The 17,669-nt window shown below is 44.1% G+C and carries 22 protein-coding genes; 20 read left to right on the top strand and 2 right to left on the bottom strand.

The features are described from left to right. Nucleotides 1-335: 335 nt before the first annotated feature. The 6 genes from PCI15_RS12230 to PCI15_RS12205 all read left to right on the top strand — a co-directional run bounded on the left by PCI15_RS12230 (nt 336) and on the right by PCI15_RS12205 (nt 4,805). The gene (locus tag PCI15_RS12230) at nt 336-1,337 is read left to right on the top strand and encodes a DnaT-like ssDNA-binding domain-containing protein (protein ID WP_271270249.1); all 1,002 of its coding nucleotides are present in this window, start codon (nt 336-338) and stop codon (nt 1,335-1,337) included. A gap of 10 nt (nt 1,338-1,347) precedes the next feature. Continuing rightward, entirely contained in the window at nt 1,348-1,788 is a 441-nt protein-coding gene (locus PCI15_RS12225) for a hypothetical protein (RefSeq protein ID WP_271270248.1), read from the top strand. 17 nt (nt 1,789-1,805) lie between these two features. After that, nucleotides 1,806-2,261 (top strand): hypothetical protein, encoded by a 456-nt coding sequence (locus PCI15_RS12220; protein WP_271270247.1) that lies wholly within the window; start codon nt 1,806-1,808, stop codon nt 2,259-2,261. A 176-nt stretch (nt 2,262-2,437) separates the two neighbouring features. Then, a complete protein-coding gene (locus tag PCI15_RS12215) occupies nt 2,438-3,667 on the top strand; it encodes an AAA family ATPase (RefSeq protein WP_271270246.1) in 1,230 nt (409 codons plus the stop codon). 4 nt (nt 3,668-3,671) lie between these two features. After that, a complete protein-coding gene (locus PCI15_RS12210; RefSeq protein ID WP_271270245.1) occupies nt 3,672-4,337 on the top strand; it encodes an HNH endonuclease in 666 nt (221 codons plus the stop codon). Between the two features lie 69 nt (nt 4,338-4,406). Further along, the gene (locus PCI15_RS12205) at nt 4,407-4,805 is read left to right on the top strand and encodes a hypothetical protein (protein WP_271270244.1); all 399 of its coding nucleotides are present in this window, start codon (nt 4,407-4,409) and stop codon (nt 4,803-4,805) included. Nucleotides 4,806-4,952: 147 nt separating this feature from the next. Here PCI15_RS12205 and PCI15_RS12200 read toward each other — a convergent pair whose 3' ends face one another. Then, nucleotides 4,953-5,759 carry a pentapeptide repeat-containing protein gene (locus tag PCI15_RS12200; RefSeq protein ID WP_271270243.1) on the bottom strand — a complete coding sequence of 269 codons (807 nt, stop codon included), beginning with the start codon at nt 5,757-5,759 and terminating at the stop codon, nt 4,953-4,955. A 103-nt stretch (nt 5,760-5,862) separates the two neighbouring features. Here PCI15_RS12200 and PCI15_RS12195 point away from each other — a divergent pair, with 103 nt between their 5' ends. Beyond that, a complete protein-coding gene (locus PCI15_RS12195; protein WP_271270242.1) occupies nt 5,863-6,288 on the top strand; it encodes a M15 family metallopeptidase in 426 nt (141 codons plus the stop codon). 41 nt (nt 6,289-6,329) lie between these two features. Here PCI15_RS12195 and PCI15_RS12190 read toward each other — a convergent pair whose 3' ends face one another. Next, complete coding sequence (locus PCI15_RS12190; RefSeq protein ID WP_271270241.1) at nt 6,330-7,760, bottom strand: pentapeptide repeat-containing protein; 1,431 nt, start codon at nt 7,758-7,760, stop codon at nt 6,330-6,332. A gap of 216 nt (nt 7,761-7,976) precedes the next feature. Here PCI15_RS12190 and PCI15_RS12185 point away from each other — a divergent pair, with 216 nt between their 5' ends. The 13 genes from PCI15_RS12185 (at nt 7,977) to PCI15_RS12135 (ending at nt 17,669) form a co-directional block, all read left to right on the top strand. Further along, the gene (locus PCI15_RS12185) at nt 7,977-9,833 is read left to right on the top strand and encodes an ankyrin repeat domain-containing protein (RefSeq protein ID WP_271270240.1); all 1,857 of its coding nucleotides are present in this window, start codon (nt 7,977-7,979) and stop codon (nt 9,831-9,833) included. 1 nt (nt 9,834) lies between these two features. Continuing rightward, nucleotides 9,835-10,998 (top strand): hypothetical protein, encoded by a 1,164-nt coding sequence (locus PCI15_RS12180; RefSeq protein ID WP_271270239.1) that lies wholly within the window; start codon nt 9,835-9,837, stop codon nt 10,996-10,998. Between the two features lie 110 nt (nt 10,999-11,108). Further along, complete coding sequence (locus tag PCI15_RS12175; protein WP_271270238.1) at nt 11,109-11,513, top strand: S24 family peptidase; 405 nt, start codon at nt 11,109-11,111, stop codon at nt 11,511-11,513. Continuing rightward, complete coding sequence (locus tag PCI15_RS12170; protein WP_271270237.1) at nt 11,513-12,772, top strand: Y-family DNA polymerase; 1,260 nt, start codon at nt 11,513-11,515, stop codon at nt 12,770-12,772. Before PCI15_RS12175 ends, PCI15_RS12170 begins: the two co-directional genes overlap by 1 nt. 467 nt (nt 12,773-13,239) lie before the next feature. Continuing rightward, complete coding sequence (locus tag PCI15_RS12165; RefSeq protein WP_271270236.1) at nt 13,240-14,100, top strand: hypothetical protein; 861 nt, start codon at nt 13,240-13,242, stop codon at nt 14,098-14,100. Further along, a complete protein-coding gene (locus tag PCI15_RS12160; RefSeq protein WP_271270235.1) occupies nt 14,097-14,558 on the top strand; it encodes a hypothetical protein in 462 nt (153 codons plus the stop codon). Before PCI15_RS12165 ends, PCI15_RS12160 begins: the two co-directional genes overlap by 4 nt. A gap of 2 nt (nt 14,559-14,560) precedes the next feature. After that, entirely contained in the window at nt 14,561-15,121 is a 561-nt protein-coding gene (locus PCI15_RS12155) for a hypothetical protein (RefSeq protein ID WP_271270234.1), read from the top strand. Nucleotides 15,122-15,280: 159 nt separating this feature from the next. Further along, complete coding sequence (locus PCI15_RS12150; RefSeq protein WP_271270233.1) at nt 15,281-15,883, top strand: hypothetical protein; 603 nt, start codon at nt 15,281-15,283, stop codon at nt 15,881-15,883. Continuing rightward, on the top strand, nt 15,876-16,187 hold the full coding sequence (locus tag PCI15_RS12145; RefSeq protein ID WP_271270232.1) for a phage holin family protein: 312 nt from the start codon (nt 15,876-15,878) through the stop codon (nt 16,185-16,187). Before PCI15_RS12150 ends, PCI15_RS12145 begins: the two co-directional genes overlap by 8 nt. A 2-nt stretch (nt 16,188-16,189) precedes the next feature. Continuing rightward, the gene (locus PCI15_RS12140; protein ID WP_271270231.1) at nt 16,190-16,531 is read left to right on the top strand and encodes a hypothetical protein; all 342 of its coding nucleotides are present in this window, start codon (nt 16,190-16,192) and stop codon (nt 16,529-16,531) included. Next, nucleotides 16,425-16,679 carry an Rz1-like lysis system protein LysC gene (gene lysC / locus PCI15_RS23790; RefSeq protein ID WP_446680442.1) on the top strand — a complete coding sequence of 85 codons (255 nt, stop codon included), beginning with the start codon at nt 16,425-16,427 and terminating at the stop codon, nt 16,677-16,679. Before PCI15_RS12140 ends, lysC begins: the two co-directional genes overlap by 107 nt. A gap of 48 nt (nt 16,680-16,727) precedes the next feature. Continuing rightward, nucleotides 16,728-17,099 carry an HNH endonuclease gene (locus PCI15_RS23715; RefSeq protein WP_376787809.1) on the top strand — a complete coding sequence of 124 codons (372 nt, stop codon included), beginning with the start codon at nt 16,728-16,730 and terminating at the stop codon, nt 17,097-17,099. 207 nt (nt 17,100-17,306) lie between these two features. After that, nucleotides 17,307-17,669, top strand: coding sequence for a phage terminase small subunit P27 family (locus PCI15_RS12135; protein ID WP_271270230.1), 363 nt, complete (start codon nt 17,307-17,309; stop codon nt 17,667-17,669).

Genomic DNA, 17,669 nt, shown 5'->3' with positions numbered 1-17,669 from the left:
TGACTGGTTCCGCGAAAGCGGCGAGTTTGGGCAACTTGTAATCATTTTCCAGTGCTGGAAATCCGTCATGCTGCCAGCGCCCAAAAAGAAGAGAGACGGCCCCCGGAATCCTGTGTCGGGGTGGTTTTACCGGGTCATGCAGTACCGGCACTTTTTACAGGCCGTCAGCCCCTTCACATTGCTGAGCGTCAGGGCTGGCGTACAGGCAATAAAAAACCGCTATCAATGGGCGGCAACCCTAAGCGGTTTTTTATTAACTCTGAGGTTCAAATTATGCAGTTACATGATTCAAAACGCAAACCTGCAGGCCTGTCCGTTCGGACAGGGGGGATGTAATGCAGTACTCATTATTCTTAAATCAAGTTCGTATGGTTGAGTGGAGTTTGAACCTACAGCAAGCAGTATTGTTCAGCTTCCTGTATGAGCTTCCAAGCTGGTGCGAGAGCAAGCAGATAGACGGCAAGGCTTTTTACTGGATCAGCAAAGAGAAGGTCGCAGAAGAGCTGCCAGCCATATCTCCAAAGCCTGACACCATTAAGCGCTATATGGCCTCTTTGGAAAAACTGGGGGTGATTGAGCGTGTTGTGATCAGCAATAAGACGCACGTTCGTATCACTGATAAGGGCCGCACCTGGAACAAAGCAGAGACTCAGGAAGGTGCGGGCAAGGTAGGGAAAAAAATCCCGACCACCAAAGCAAAGGCGGGAAAAAAAAACCGGCCAAGCGGGGAAAAAAATCCCGACCAAGTAGGGAAAAATATCCCGACTAAGGCGGGAGAAATATCCCGATCAAGTGGGGAAAAAAATCCCGCATATCAGTATACCAGTGATCAAGCTGACCAGAATCAGCCTACCCATGATCAGATAACCAATGATCAAATTATTGTAGAGGTTGGTGGTCCAAATGCAGATTTTCACCCGGCGGTGCCTGCTCGAGATTCAGCCACACCACCAGCATCACCATCAGCCGATTTGTTCGCGCTGGATGTTAACCAGCCATTCAACCAATCAGCCACACCTGATCATCAGAAATTCAACATGCACTGGGAGTGGCTGCCAGGTGGAATGTTTAACGGTCGCTGCCAGCTGCTGAAAATCAACGTGTCTAGTATTGACCCTGACCAGCAGGAGGAGATTTTAGGCGAGTTTCGAAGTTACTGGTCCGGTAAGCCGTTACGGCTGAGTCAGAGTGACTGGGAGCACAAGCTTGCCAAGCGGATGCAAGCCTTGCAGGTGAACGCTGCCAGCCATGGCCACCAGCAGCCCGTGACCACGCCGGCCGGCAAGCGGGCCATGGTGTCAGAAGAAATCATGAACGTTAATGATACCAACTGGTGAGGATACGGGTATGACTTCAAAAATAATCATTGGAATTGATCCGGACTTGGTGAAAAGCGGGGTAGCGATCACTCAGGCCAAGCAGATCATCAGTTTGGATGCTATGTCGTTCTTCCAGCTGATTCAGTTCATTGAAGAACACAAACACCAGGCATGCTTTCACCTGGAAGACGTTGAACACGATAAAACGGTTTACCGGCGGGCAGGTGTACGCAGTGCCGCGGTAGAGCGGAACATTGCTCAGAAAGTTGGCCAGGTAAAAGCGATCGGGCGCTTGCTGAAACAATACCTAACCGATACCGGTGCAGATTTTCGTCTGATAAAGCCGCTGCAAGGCGTTACCAAGCGAAATGCCAAAAAGAACGCAGAATACTTCAATCGCCTGACTGGCTGGACCGGGACAAGCAACGAAGACAAGCGCGATGCCGCCTTACTGGCGCTATACGGCTGATTAGCGAAGGGGATCAAATGATCAGTGATGCCAGAATCATAAACGTGGTTGACCGTTACCTGGCCGTAGAGATCGCCAGAGACTTAAACAGTGAAGCCGGCTTTCGCGCTGAGCACCAGATCGGCCGGTTGATGGACTACCGGGGCCAGCTGCCGGAGAGTGGCCACGGCGGTAACAGCAATGGCGCCATGATCTACCAGGTAGGCATGATGTTCAAAGAACCCCGCGATCGTAAAACACTATGGGCCTGCCGGGTGATGACCTGCCTGCATAAGCGTAATCCCAAACACCACGCCGCGCTGGTGGCCTGGGTACTGCTAAAGAACCGCCCGGATCCGGATAACGAAGCCGACTACCATACCGATGCCCGCATCGCCGCCGCTCTGCAAGTAAGCCGCTCCGCCTTCCTCAATAATCTGAAGGCGGGGAAGGGGTTTGTGTCGGACATGGTAGAGATTAGCGAAGTGGGCTAATTTGAATTGTTTATCGCATCTCATAAATATGCATAGAGACTCTAAGGTGTTGATGCCTCTAAAATGATCGACAAAGCGTAAAGCCTGGTGCTTATCTATTAAATAGTGCTTTCAAGCTATATAGTTCAACTCAAAATTAGACAGAGCTCTATCTGACTTAGTGTGTGGTGGACAAGATGATTGATGCAATAGATTTTAAGTTGACTGGTAACAACGGCAAATATGTAAAGATTGCACTTAACGGTAAAAACCTAATAATTACCGGAGCTAATGGATGTGGTAAAACACGGCTTTTACTTCAGTTACATGGACGTCTTCTCAGCGTATTTGACCGTGATATTCACAAGACAATGGATATCCAGAATCAATTAGATTACTTAGAAAGTAAAATTGTAAATTTCCAGCCGTCTGATCCTGTGTACAATCAGTATAAAGTTCAAATTCAGAACTTAAGGGAATCTCTAGCTTCAGCCGATAGGGAAAAATTATTTTTTAGAGATTTAGATAGCCTCTTTCTTTTAATGGATGAGAAAAAATTTTTATTGCGCTTTTATGAAGCTAATAGGTTGACAGATAATATAGGAGGAACTGGGCATGTCGTTAGTCTTTCTTCAGTAAAGCAAAATGCGAAAAACTTCAGTTATCGTGAAAATTTGAGTCACGAATTTGAAAATTATTTAGTTAGTTTATATAACTACGCATCACATGTGATTGCTCGTGAAGAAAATCTAGGAAAAGTACAGTATATTAATGAGTGGTTTGATAAAGTACAAAATGATCTATGTAGTTTGTTTGAGGACCCCGGATTAAGATTGAAATATAATCCTGAAGAGCAGACCTTCTATATTCACCAAAATGGGAAGGATCCATATAGATTCAACAACTTATCATCAGGGTACGGTTCGATTATTGCTATTTATGCAGATTTGTTAATGAGTGTTGAACTACATGATTTATCTGCACATGAAATTACAGGTATTGTTTTAATTGATGAAATTGATGCACATCTACATGTTTCGATTCAACGTAAAATTTTTGCATTCTTTAATAGAGCATTTCCTAAGATTCAATTTATTATTACAACTCACTCTCCTTTTGTTGTTCAGTCAGTTAATGATGCAATTATCTATGACCTTGGTAGTTCAGAAACTTTAGAAGATCTATCTATGTATTCTTATAATTCCATACTTAAAGGTCTTCTGGGTGTTGATAGTACATCTGATGTTTTAATTGAAAAATTGATTGAAATGGCAAATATTGTAAAACAAAAAAACTTAGATGAGGCTCGATTGAAAGAGTTGGTGAATTTGATTTACCCACATTTTAATGAATTGGATTCTCGCTCTAAGGCATTCTTTCTTCAGGGTAAAAATAAACTTTTAGATGCTAGTGATGGAGCAGAATAAACAGATGTTTAACGTAATTCGTACTTATCCTGCGCCAGATAGCATTGCAAAGAATCAACATAATAAGGAAGATATCCTAGAAGCATTGTTGCCAATTTTTTTTGAAAAATGCTATTTATGTGAGCGTGATGAGATTCAAGATGCTGAAGTTGAGCATTTCGTTCCACATGAAGGCGATAAGTTATTAAAGTATGCATGGGAAAATCTTTATTATGCTTGCTCACGTTGTAATAGTATAAAAAGTAATAGTCATATTGATTTGTTAGACTGTGCTGACCCTACTGTTGATGTAGGAGGGTTAATTAGCTGTTTAATGCCTTCAGTACCTAATGGCAATATTATAGTAGAGCCTGTCAGTCAAAATCCTACTACGCGTACTAATAATACAGTAGATTTGCTAAATTATTGCTACAATCTTGAAAACACAGCTTTGAGAAAAATTAGTCGTGAGTCTCTTTTTGAAAAAATGTGGGATTATTACTCAAAATTATTACTTGCTAGGCAGGTATTACGTAACAAGAGTTCAGGGAAAACTGCAAAAAAAGAAGCTGAAGAAATCATTGAGTCTATGATGGATGTGAAACATCCATTTTCAATATTTTGGCGTTATTTTTATATCAATGACTCCTTTCTGGTTAAAAATTATCCATATTTAAGGTCGGGTTTTTAAATTTTAAAAATGTTTATATCAGGACGTATAGGGTTATTTTTATGATTAATTTGTTGATGGGAGGCGACAATGAGTAACTATGAACAAGATTACGTCGAGTTCTCAGAGATGAGATCTAGGGCCGATTCAATTGCTAATGCGGCTTTTTTATTGAGTGGCGGAGCTTTGGTTGTTTCTGTATCAAACATGATCGAGGCGAAAAAGCAAAATATGATCACGGATGAAGTAGCGCAACTTGTTTCGGCCTCATGGCAATATTTCGCATATGCGATAATTATGTTTGTTGTACTCAAAGCTTATTTGGTTTTCTTTTCTTTTTTAAGGCATCAAATATCTGAAGATTCTTTTCAGAGATTGGTTAACTTTCTTAATCTGATAGGGTGGTTGATCGGTATTGTTGGGCTTTATTGCTTCTTTCAAGGGCTGCTTAAAATGGTATCTGCAGCTCAGCTAATAGTTGTTATGTGAGTTTTATAGGAGGGCTGAAAATTTTTGTGGTTTGTGTTTTTTTTATACAAAAAGTATATCTTGATTTCTAAATTGGGATTTCTGCCCAAATAGTAATTTTAAAACCTCGCTTCGGCGGGGTTTTTTTATGGGTGAAATTTGAGAGGCTTACTTGTCGTCAGGGTGAATTGGAATATCAGCACCACAGCTCAATTCCTGATCACGAAAACTTGTTTCCCAGTTCTCTGCATTTGTAAGCTCTTGGCAAGTAAGCTTAGCGAATCTAAGATCAGCTTCAAATAGGTTCGCCGATCGAAGGTTGGCACTGGTTAGGTCGACTCCGGTTAGGATGGCCCAAGTTAGGTCGACTTCGCTTAGGTTGGCCTTGCTTAGGGTTGCTTCAGTTAGGTTGGCCCCTCTTAGATTGGCCTTGCTTAAGTTTGCTCCGAATAGAATGGCCTCGGTTAGGTTTGCCCCTCTTAGACTGGCTCTTGTTAGGTTGGCCTGGAATAGATCGGCCTTCGGAAGTAGAACACCGTCTAAGTACACTCCAGCTTGCTCATTGTCGACGGAAAGGTCTATCCCTTCTAATGATTTTCCTTCTTGATGTAAAAACTCAAGTGCTTCTGTTTTACCTGAGCTTCCAGGAGAATCTATAGCAAGTAATTGCCAACCAGCTACGATGCGATCTTCTTTCCTGGCTTCTCTATCGCTATTGAAAGCTATTAGGGTCAGGATTAGTAAGAATGAGCTGATAGAATTAAATATACGAGTTAAATGCCAGTCATTAAGCCAGTCAGCAAAGCGATGTGAAATTTTAGAAGGAAAACCTATAAGTTGTATTAACCTGTAACGTATATCGAACATATCGTTTGGCTTCTTTTCTTCCTGTTCGATTGGCTCTTCCTGAAGGCTTCTTAAGTTGGAAATTTTTTGTTTCAAAATATCAGCGTTATTCCTAGGAGAAGGACGCATATCGTCTTCCTTGTTGTAATACGTACCAAATAGTCTTGATTATATTAACCGAGCGCCTTTGGTGTCTCGGTTTTTTTGTGTCTTTAATTCGAGAATCCATATTATGCCTTACCAATTAGGAAAGCAGTCACGCCAGCGCCTGGCTGGTGTGCATCCAGACTTGCGTGTTGTTGTTGAGCGAGCTATTCAAATCTCTAAAGTTGATTTCACTGTGCTGGAGACCCTTCGAACACTCGAACGTCAGCGCAGTCTTGTTGCTGCTGGTTCATCCACGACCATGAAAAGCCGTCATCTTACCGGCCATGCCGTTGATTTGGGGGCTTGGATTGATAACGCCGTAGACTGGAGTTGGCCACTTTATTACAAGATTGCCGAAGCAATGAAGCAGGCTGCTGAAGAGCTGGCTGTTTCCTTGGAAAGGGTTAAAACCATTCTAACTCCTTTTGCAAGGGTTTCGGTGATGATTGAAGGATCAAGAATGAAGTTTTTAGATGCCTTATTCAATGTAATTTCTCGTGTATGTGTATAGGGGCGGGATTAGACGTTGGGAAGTGAATTCTTACGTATTGGCTACAAACGGAAACGATGGCGGAACCCCAGACCAATCAAGAAAAGAAAGACGAATGATAATATTCCCTGAGTAACACTGATTGCATAAATCCAGGTTGGTATGTCGGAACTTCCAAATAGCTGGTTAGCAGTCTCATTGGCTGTTGCTCTGCTAGAGGCAACAAAAGGTACGACTTGCGTTAGCGAGTATAAGAGACTATTAAACAGAGTCTGGAGCCCATCTGTGACTGCAGTGGTTGAGAGCTTAACCAGGCTAATTATTTCATAGGTAATAGAATAGAGTAGGGTGATTAATATCAAGAATTTTGAAGGTATGGTGATGCTTCTTCCGTATTCTGAACATTCGTCAAAGGCATAGTCAAGCCAGTGGTTTATACCTTTCAGCTTGTGACGTTTAACGCGCATTTCCATAACGTGAAATTCTAGGGCCTGCTGGTGACTCCTGTTGCTTTCTGCAAGTTCTTTTAATCGACACAGTCGCGCACCATCGAATTCATCAATAGGTATCTGTGTATTGCGGAGTTTTTTATAATCGCAGGAGATATTGTCAAGAAATAGTTGATGGCTTAAGGAGGTTCCTGTTAGATCAGGAATACAGGAAAAGGTAAGCCCTGAAAGATTTAAGGTACGCTTAAACATACAGTTTTGGAGTGAGAAAGAAGTGATGGTTTCGGGAGTGTCTAGGTCTTTGAAGCTTACGCGCCCCGAGAATTCTGTAGCCGTGAAATCGACCTCGCCAGCGTTGAGTTTTGCATTACGGAAAGATAATCGTCCTTCTCCAAACATGGTTTGGATAAAAGATACCTTACCTTTACCGAATTGAGTCCTATTGAATGATACATATCCGTTACCGAACTTTGCCAAGGTAAAATCAACATCTCCTTGACCGAGTTTTGCTAGAGTGAAATCTACATCTCCTTGACCGAATTTGGCTAGAGAGAAGTTAACGTATCCTTTACCGAAATTTGAATTATAAAAAGTTACCTTTCCATCACCAAAATGAGTGCGAGAGAAAGAAACTGTCCCATCGTCAAACTGCGCATTTTCGAAAGAGATTCTGCCTTGACCGAACTGAGCGTCAAGAAAGGATACGTTTCCCTTGTTGAACTCTGTATTGGAGAAATATACATCTCCTTCGCCAAATTGAGTGTTATAGAAACTTACAATACCGACTCCAAAGTACGTATCTGAGAATGATACATCTCCCTTACCAAATTGTGTTTTAGAAAAGTTAACGTCCCCATATGTAGGAAAGCGATATCCCGCAAAGTTTAAAGCTTTATCTTTACTGCGGTACTGAGAGAAGTCTACTTTACTAAAGTCCACATTTGCTTCGGGAAAGCCCGCGATGTACTTATTCCATACTTCTTTGCCTGCCAGGAACTTCTCAAGTACTTCATCACCTTTTAAAACTATGCGTTCATTACTCATTGAGTGTCGTTCCTTGTTGTCGAGAGCAGGGGGCTACAGGAGGGACAATATAGCGATGATTGATGCTTACCGGAAGAGCACACCTATCTTGGTAACACCGTCGCGATAGATGCCGTCGGGAAGCATTTCTGTATGAACAAATGTCAAGTTCGCTGATTCGTAGGCTGCCTATACTTCATTTGTACTGGCTCGAGATACGCTGTTGGGGGTGAAGTCATGGATGAATACACTGTCAGGTTTAACCAAAACTTTCCCTCGCAGTATTTATGTACAGTTTTTATTTTTATCGCTTTGCTTCTGGGCAACTCTGTTGCAGCGGTGGCTGAGCAGTCAGAACCTCCAGAAGCACAAGCCCCGTCAGACGTAAGCCCATTCATACAGCAACAACTACAAAGCCCGGAAGGGTTGTTTGAACTGTTAATGATAGGTGTCTTTAGTGACGACCTTGATTTAATAGAGCAAAGCCTTATCAACCAGGTAAATCTGAAGAGCACAACAGAACAAGGTGAATCCCCGATATTCATTGCTGCCGCCCTGGGTAATGAAAGGGTAGTGAAATTGCTGCTCAGCTACAGGAATGAGTTTGATCTCAATAAACCCAATAATGAGGGCATATCTCCGTTAATGGCTGCCGTTATGGGGGAGCATACAGGTGTTGTGAAGATGCTTATTGATGCTGGCGCGGATTATAAGGCATCAAATTTCAATGAAGGGCAAATACAGAGCGTTCAGAGCCTGGCGTTGGCAAGCAACGACCCTGATTTGGTCGAATTATTTGATAAGGAAAGGGCAGATGCCCTAAGACTTAACATTAATCTGATCATTGCATCATCCGACTTATTCGATGGGGCCATAGAAGGTGATGTCGATCGGGTCAGAAACAGTCTGGAATTTTTTACCGACACTGACAGAACCACAATTCTTGACGAAAACGGCTGGTCTCCGCTTATGCATGCAGCGGCTAACGGTCACCTGAATGTTGTTAAGTTCCTGGTTGATGCTTCATTTGATGTAAATCAGCAGTACGGAGAAGAGCGGTTAACCATCTTGATGGCTGCAGCGGCAAATGATGATATTGATCTGGCCAAATATATCATCAGCCAGGGTGGCCGCTTTAGCTTGAGACAAAAAAACGGGCTTACGGCTGCCCAAATTGCCAGGGCTGTTGGCGCGACTTCTGTGTTAACCGTACTTGAAGGCACTCATAAGTCTGCAGATGCTTTCGTCGCGGCCAAAACAGGCGATATAGGGGCTTTACTTGGTTTTATGAAGAAGCGAAATGTCTCTGCCATGACTGATGATAAAGCCTGGACGCCTTTTTTCCATGCCGTTAACTCAAATCAGCTAAAAGCAGCCGTTTTGATTCTGAGTAAATATAACTCCAGACCCGTTCATCACATGACAGTACGTGGTGAAAGCCCTATGACAATTGCCATAGCAAACGGAAACATGGACATGGTTAAGTTGCTGGTCAGGCATGGGGCCCCAATAGAGAAAAACATTAAGGGGGATCTACCGCTGGATGCTTTGGCGGCACAGCTTAACCAACAAGAAATTGCTAAATACTTAAAAGCACAACGCAAAGAGCTGACGCTTGAACTTCAAAGGGAGTTACTGATTGCTGGTTATAAGGTTGGTAAACCGGATGGTATAGCCGGCGGCATGACTAAAAAGGCGTTGGTGTCTTTTAATAAAACCGTTACAAAACCACTAAATTATCGCGAAACAATAAACTACTTAAGGTCTGGCAGGGGAAAGCGCTCTTTTTATGTTTGCAATGTAAGTAAAAAAAAGAAGGTTTTTTACGCGGTTGCGAATCTACGTAATTATAAGGTCGGTGGCTGGTGGGGCGTTGATAAAAACAGGTGTAGATTGCATACAAGTAAGATTGGTATGAATGGTGAGGCCACATTTTTACACAGTACGCATTTTAAAAACTTTGAAAGGACTGAGTTAATCTGTGCGCCACAAACTGTTATAGATCATAGTACTTCAAAGAAATGTAAAGCAATGGAGACGTTTTATCATGTACCCCTGACAGACAAAGGGATTGTCGTATGGATAGGGGGCTGAGATGAATCATTTGTCGAGAGCGTCGCTGTTCTGTGCATTGATCATCCAATTATCTATTGTAGATACGACGCATGCACGCTACGTACCCGCAGCGCCTATTGATCCTAAAGATCGACAAGAATGCTCGGATCATGCCAAAAGGCTTCGAGCCATAAGTAAGTCTATTTATGATAAAGCAAGGGAAGCGCGCCGAAGATTTTATGCTACTCGTCCTACACCTAGGCAGTCGACAGCATTTAGCGAATGGCATAGTGGTGTCTGTAAAGAAGGGAATGATATTTTCGTCAGATCAATGCGTGAAGAAAATGAATGCCATAGGCAGGTTAGAGCATATAAGAAATCGGTGAGAAGCCAAAACACGCTTGCTAATCAGTCGAAAAGAGTTTTCAACCAACCTAGAAAGGTTATATTTAAAAGTTATCAGCCATCAGCAAAAAAAATGGCAGTTAGCTATGTGTCTAAACATAATTCCGATGTAGCAGCGATTAATCATGTCAGGAATCAATATTTAAAAAGACAAAAACAAATAGCGCTAGCTAAAACAGCCTGGGGGTTGATTAACGGGCAAGGTGGATGGGCTCAGCGATTAGATTTTGCAAAAAACTCTTCACTTCAGCTAAACGGCTTGAGGAAGGGGAATCCATTATCAAAGATGTTAACTTCATCCGGTATTAAATCTGTAAGCGGGATTGGTGCTGATTTAATTAAACGTTTTGAGTCAGGGTTTCAATCGTTTAACCATGGTTACTCCGGTAACCGATATCAGCCTTATCAAAGTTTATTGAATATATCGAACTATGCGCATGAATCTATCAACCTCGGTAAGACTGACCTTCTGAGTGAAGTCAATAGCATCCGGTTTGAGGATGGCAATATGCATCCGTCGGTGAAAATAGTTCAGGCTATTGCGGATAGCTATGTTAAGTATAAAACGGTGATAGCCAGCCAGCCGAAGAGGAGTGTTGCGGTTCGGAAACCCAACAGAGCCCAACCCAGCCGAAGCAGCCAAATGTATAAAAATGATAATCCTGATTGCGAAAAGATTTCGCGAAGATCAGGACTTGATCTGCTTAACGACGCTGAACTGATGAGAGATCAACATGAAAGTATTAGAGAATCCACCAGGCAGGTATTAATTTCTATGGGTTGTCGGCCAAACTTTTAAGAATGTAAACAATAGGCTCTGTCTGTTGCTCTCCATTGTTAACGTGTTTCAGTAGCTGAAGCACGTTTTCTTGCTTATACTGTATTTATGTACAGTATAAGGTTTGTTCTATGCTTCGTTTTATTCCCATACCGGCACAGGCCGGCATCAGCGGTTTTGAGTCGCCGGCTGCTGAGTACACACAATCTGCCCTGAATCTGGATGAGCTGCTCATCGATCATCCGTCTGCTACCTACCTTGGCTATGCCGAGGGGGAGTCCATGGTAGGAGAAGGGATCTTCTCCGGTGATTTACTGGTGATCTCACGGTTCGAGAAAGTGAAAGACCAGGACGTCGTTGTTGCCAACCTCAATGGCGTGTTTGTTTGTAAGAAGATCGACAAGCGCCGGGCTATGCTGCTGTCGGCGGCGCCGGGCAGGGCGCCGTATCATATCCGTGAAGGGGATGATTTTCAGATTGAAGGGGTGGTGATCCGCTCCATCCGCTTGCACCGGCCGCTGGTGAAGAGTATCTGATGTACGCGCTCTGTGATGCCAACAGCATGTATGCCAGCTGTGAGAAGATCTTTGATCCTTCGATTCGTGATAAACCTGTGGTGGTGCTAACCAATAATGATGGCTGCATCTGTGCAGCGTGTCATATCGCTAAGCGTCTGGGCATCGATAAGAAGTTTGTGCCGTACTTTAAGGTAAAGGAAGATCTTGAGCGAGCTGGGGCGGTGATCCGGTCCAGTAACTATGAGCTGTACGCGGATATCAGCCAGCGGATGATGGATGTGTGTTCCCGGTATGCGCCAAACAGCCATATCTATTCCATTGATGAAGTGTTTCATGATTACCAGGGCTGGATGCCGCCTGAAGGCTGGTTTAAGCATGCCTGGGCCATTCGCAGGGCCGTTTGGCAGGAAGTACGTTTACCCATAGGCGTGGGCATAGGCCCAACCCTGACGTTGGCTAAAGCGGCTAACCATGCAGCTAAACGTATACCGGGCTATCGGGGCGTGGCGGTGATCGATGATGAAACAAGCCGTCGGTATGTGCTTCAAAACATGGAACTGACAGACGTTTGGGGCATTGGTAGCCGTCTGGCCAGACGACTACAGGCGCTGGGGGTTGATACGGTATGGAAGCTGGCCAACGCCAACCCGGGCTGGATCCGGAAGAATTTTTCCGTGCTGGTGGAAGGTACGGTGTATGAGTTGAGTGGCATTGCTAAGCTTGGCTGGGATGATGTACGGGCGCCGAAGAAAGAGATTTACAGTATTCGTAGTTTTGGGCAACGGATATTCACCCCGGCTGATCTGTTACAGGCGCTGACTCAGCACGCCGGCATTGCCGCAGCTAAACTGCGCCGGCAGAACAGCCTGGCAGGTACGGCGATTATCTTTGCCACCAGCTCCCCGCACGATGCCCGCGGCTATTATCGGAAATACATCACCCATCGCTTTGCGGTACCGACACAGGATACCACCGTCATCGCCAATGCCTGCCGGCAAGCGGTGCAAGCTATCTATCGCCCGGGAGTACCGTTCTATCGCTGCGGCGTGGGTCTTATAGACCTCAGCGAGAAAGCCGCCTTTCAGCACGACCTCTTCACACCCTCTGCAGACAACCCCGAACTGATGGCCTGCATGGATGCTATCAACGTGAAATACGGCCGTGACACCGCCCACATCGCCGGGCAGGGCATCCGCCAGAAGTTCGCCATGCGCAGGCAGTTTCTTTCCCCTCAGTACACCACCAGGCTGAGTGATATACCAAGGGTCAAGTGTTAATGCATTAGGAAGTAATAACGGTGACGGATTGATGATTTATCAGGCTGGCATGACGTTCAAAAACCGAAAAATTTTGTCACGTAATAGCTCTACCGGATGGTGGGCAGTTTGCTGAAGAAAAATTTCAAGCATTATCGGGTATTGATTGCATAAGTGATGTTTAAGAACCGGCCAGATCCAATTGCCGGCAAGGCTTTTAACGCATACGAGCGCATTGCCGCGGTGCTTTATGTGAGCCGTAGTATGTTCTGAAGAGTCTGGATGTGGCTAAGGTGTATGTGTCTGATCTGGTGGAGTAACAGAGTAGGATGTTTGTATATAGCGTCGAGTCGGTTGATGATTGATTCTCAAATAGTGACTTAATGCATATGTTGTGGAAATCTTTGCTCAAATGGGTCAATATTGCTGCTGCCTATATGTGATGTATGCATGTTTAGGCTTTTATTGATAAGGATTATCGAGATTTTATGGCCTCCCTAGATATTACATTTCAGCTATATCGTTATCAGCTTTTACCTATTGACAGGTTTCTTCAGACCAGCCTGTTGAATGGAGCTAACACAATCAATGAGCTTATTGAAAGGAAAAACGAATTTTTTAATATAGCTCTATCGAATGTATCTGATAGTCCAGGTAAGAAGAAAGATGTTGAGATTAAAATTATAACTTCCGTTGGTGATATCTATCTTCTTAAACTGGCAAAAAAAAGAAAGGTAAATGTAGAAACAAAGCAGTTTAAGAAAGATGAAATAGAAAATTGGCCGTCGGTTTACGTTGTAGTTAATAACCACCCAGATATTCAGATGATTGCTGTTCAAAAAAGAACTAGCGCATTTGTTAACACAGGCACAGTCATAAATCATTTATTTGAAAGCTTAAAGCATACAATGCAGGGTTATCACTTAACGTCATTGTATGAGCCAAAGTTTGAAAGCAAGAAGTTCTGGCGATTGCTTAGCATGCTGCAGAAGCAAGGTGAGGAAGTTCATTCTATCGAATTTGAAATTGTGACTGCTAATATGGCGAGTATTTCAAAGACTCTTCCAGATGATTTGAAAGCCTTCGCAAAAGCAACTAACTCAGTAAAAACCAGCCTCAAAATTGAATCTGACTCCGACGCAAGCTTGAAGCTAGAGCAGTCTGAGCCATTAATGAAGGGTTTAGTTGATTACGCCAGTGAAGGGGGGGGCAATATACGTATTAAGCTTGCTGGTATATCAAAAACACACCATACTTCTGAAACAATCACAGAAGTTTCTGTAGATGACTTAGATATAGAAGGTTCTGCTGAACAGGCCATTGAAGCTTTACAGGAAATTTTTAAATGATATCTGAAGTTGCTAAAACATCTTTGATTTCGTTATCAATTGGGTTCCTCGTTGAAATCGCTGGTTCTTGGTTATCTTCTGACTTCCTATCTAGTTTTTTTAAAGCTAACTTAATTACTATTCTGGTAGCCCTGCTTGCTGTAAACGCTGCAACAATGGGGATTGTATTAACGAAAATTAGAGATTTGATAGATAAGAGCGGGAAACAAGATTCGCGAAATTATTTTTTAAATACCAGAAGCCAGATGTTGTTATCAGTTAAAGAGCAGATAGGTTTAATTGCAGTTGCTGTTAGTGTTTTAATTCTCCAAGATTCATTGGTTGTTAGTAAGCTTCCTAACTCCGAATTATTAATTCACTCAGTATTAACTGCTGTTTTTGTATATGCCCTGTTAGTTTTATATGACACCGCTAAGGGCGTTCTGATCATTGTTGATTTTGACGTGCCTGAGAAGTAAGTATGCCTGTAGAATCAGTTAACACTACTTCACAGTGGATCCCTTTGTTTGGACCTTTTGTTGGAGCAATAATAGGATTCAGTGGTGCACTTGCTGTTACAGCGTACGGTAAAAAGAAGGAAGAGAGGCTGGCTAGAGATGTTCGTCAGCGAAACAGGGTTGAGCGAATTTATATCTTATGTGCTGAGATATCATCGCAGCTAGTTGAAGCCACCAGTGATATTGATGAGTTATTCCATCAGGCGGCGTGTGAACACAACGGTGTTGAATTCAGAAAACAAGAGAAGTCTAAGGACAATTCATCAAGAGGGTTGCCGCCAATTAAAGAAGCAGAAATGCTTATTGGATTATATCATCCGGAGTTAGCACCAGAATTTCAGCAAATGTTAAAGCAGGTTCGAAAGGTTCATGGATTGCTTTCGCACTTAAGGATCACGTCCATTATTGACAAGGAAGAGATTTTGAATGAAAAATATGAAGATATGTCGGAAGAAAAATTTAATACTGCATACGCATCTATAGAGCGTTTTCAAAGTTTGTTAGCACGACATACATCTCCTTAGTTAACTGTATGTTTGCACAGACTGTATAAAAAACATAAATGTGTTGTTTTTTCGATACAAAATGCATATTCTGATTTCTAAGTTGGGATAGTTGCCCAACAACTAATTTTAAAACCTCGCCCCGGCGGGGTTTTTTTTCGCCTGTCGTTCGGAGGCCGCATGGATATGTCATTCATTACAACTGATCTGATCCGCGCTGCATGCCAGCGGCTGGATTATAAGTTTTTTGAATACGGTGACTACAACCTGAACATTGTCGGCATTCGTACCGCTGACGATAAGGCGAATACGTTTAACGATTTTATTACCGTGTCATTCAAGGTGCAGGGCGAGTGGCGGCTATACGTGTTCGATGCCACGACAGACCCTGGCGTGTATTACCGCCAGAACCCACTGAATGTTCTGGGAACGGCGATTCTGGCAGCCGGCCAACATCCCGGTGCATTTAAGCTGGGTAAGCACCGCGGCTTATATCCTGCACTGGTGCAGGCGTCTCCGTTACCGGTTCACCGGGATAATGATAAGGATGCTGAGCTCGATACAACCGGCCTGGTTGATGAAGGCTGGCATGGCATTAATATGCATCATGCGTCCGCCCGCTGGGTCAGTAAGTTAGTCGATAAGTGGTCTGCAGGTTGCCAGGTATTGGCCAGTAAAGCAGATTTAGATTTCATTGTGGGGCTGTGTCGCCATTCTGCCGCGCTGTACGGCAACCGGTTTACTTATACGTTGCTCGATGAACAGGATTTAAAGCATGCCTGAAAAAGACCCTCAAATGTATGAGCTCATTACTTATGTCTGGGTTCTGGCTGTTTCTGGTTTTGGTGGCCTTGCTAACTATGTTCGTAAGGTAAAGGCAGGAAATGCAGAGCGCTTTTCAATTTTAGAAGTTGTCGGTGAAATTGTGATTTCTGCTTTTGCTGGATTAGTTACATTCTGGCTGTGTGAGGCTGCAGGAATTGAGCAGCCTTTAACTGCTGCTTTGGTTGCTATATCTGGGCATATGGGAAGCCGTGCAATAGCTTTGTTTGAAGATGGCCTGAAGCGCCGCTTTGGCGTTAGATAGTTATGAGAATTGCTATTGGTCTTGGTCTCGCGGTGGTTGTTGTTTCTGGACTGCTTTACTGGCAGATCAAACGTAACGGTGAGCTGTCTGCAGTTATTGATCAGCATCAGGCAACTATCACCCAGCAGAACGCAATCATCCAGAAAGAGCGGACAGCAACCGCTAAGACAAATGCGCAGCTCGCTGAGTCCCGGCAGGCGGTTCAGCGGTTGCAGCGTAACGAGCAGGTATTTAATCATGATCTCGAAGCAAGTGCTGATCCGTGTATTAACTCCGCTATTCCTGCTGACGTTGCTCAGCGGGTGCAGCAGTTCCGCGACAGTAATAACGGAAACAATCCGTGATCCTGTTCCTGATACCTGGACGGTGCAGGTACAACCGCCAAGCTTAACTGGAACTATTGGTGACTATATCGCCCAGTGCGAGGCAGCCATCGTTCAAAGCAACTCAGATAAACAGCAAATCCGGGAATGGAGCAGCGGCCGCCGATAGTGGGTTTGCTCCAGGAACAATTAATCTTAATTCTTTTAGGGCTGTGTTATGCCGGCAAGAGTCCCGAAGGCTTGCCGGCAGGCAGGCTGTCCGAATACCACAATTGAAAGGCATGGCTATTGTCCGGCTCATGCCGACAAGGCCACCAGCTGGAAATCCGGCAGGGCAGGCCGCGGGCGAGGTGGCAGGCCCTGGAGGAGAAAGCGTGAAACGGTTAAAGAACGCGCTAAAGGTTTGTGCCGGCTTTGCGAACAGTCAGGGAGGCTGATGCCAGGCAGTATTTGTGACCACATTGTTCCTGAAGCCGAAGGAGGCACGGACAGCCTCAATAATCTGCAGTGGCTATGCAGTACCTGTAGTGATGAAAAAACCCGGCAAGAAGCACACAGAGGCCGGCTGCGGTCTGCTGGCAAGGGGTAGGGGGTGGTAAAACTCAACAGCCTTTGCAACCCGGACACCGCCACCTCAGTCAAATTTTTACGTGTACGTAATTAAAAAATAAAAAGGGCGAGAATTGTGGGGCGAGTGAACCGACCAGGGCAGGGCCGTAAGTCAAAGCCCGAAGCTCAGAAGCGTCTTAGCGGTTCCCGGCGGAGTAATTCTGATGCAGTTGAGTTCTCTCAGGTTGTGAATATTGATTGTCCTCCCTGGTTAACTGGTCTTGCTGCAGAAATGTGGAAAACGGTGTGTCCGCAACTTTGCAGAACCGGGATGCTATCAGCTGAAGACGCTCATTTACTCGAGGCGTTTGCTTCAGAGTATAAGCGTTGGCGTGAAGCTTTAGATTATTACAACGATCCTGAAACGGGTGGTCCAGTTGTGATTGGTGCTAATGGTGGACCAGTAAAGAATCCAGCGAGCACGGTTATCAATGAGTGTCTGCGAAATATCACTTCATATGGTGCTCAGTTAGGTCTAAGCCCGTCAGCAAGAAGTGCTTTGATCAATCCAGGCGGTAAATCTACTAAAGGCGAGTTTGACGAATTCTAA

Source organism: Aliamphritea hakodatensis, assembly GCF_024347195.1.
Classification (GTDB): domain Bacteria; phylum Pseudomonadota; class Gammaproteobacteria; order Pseudomonadales; family Balneatricaceae; genus Amphritea; species Amphritea hakodatensis.
The sequence above is the reverse complement of the archived record's forward strand: the minus strand, read 5'-3'. Positions and strand labels throughout refer to the sequence as shown.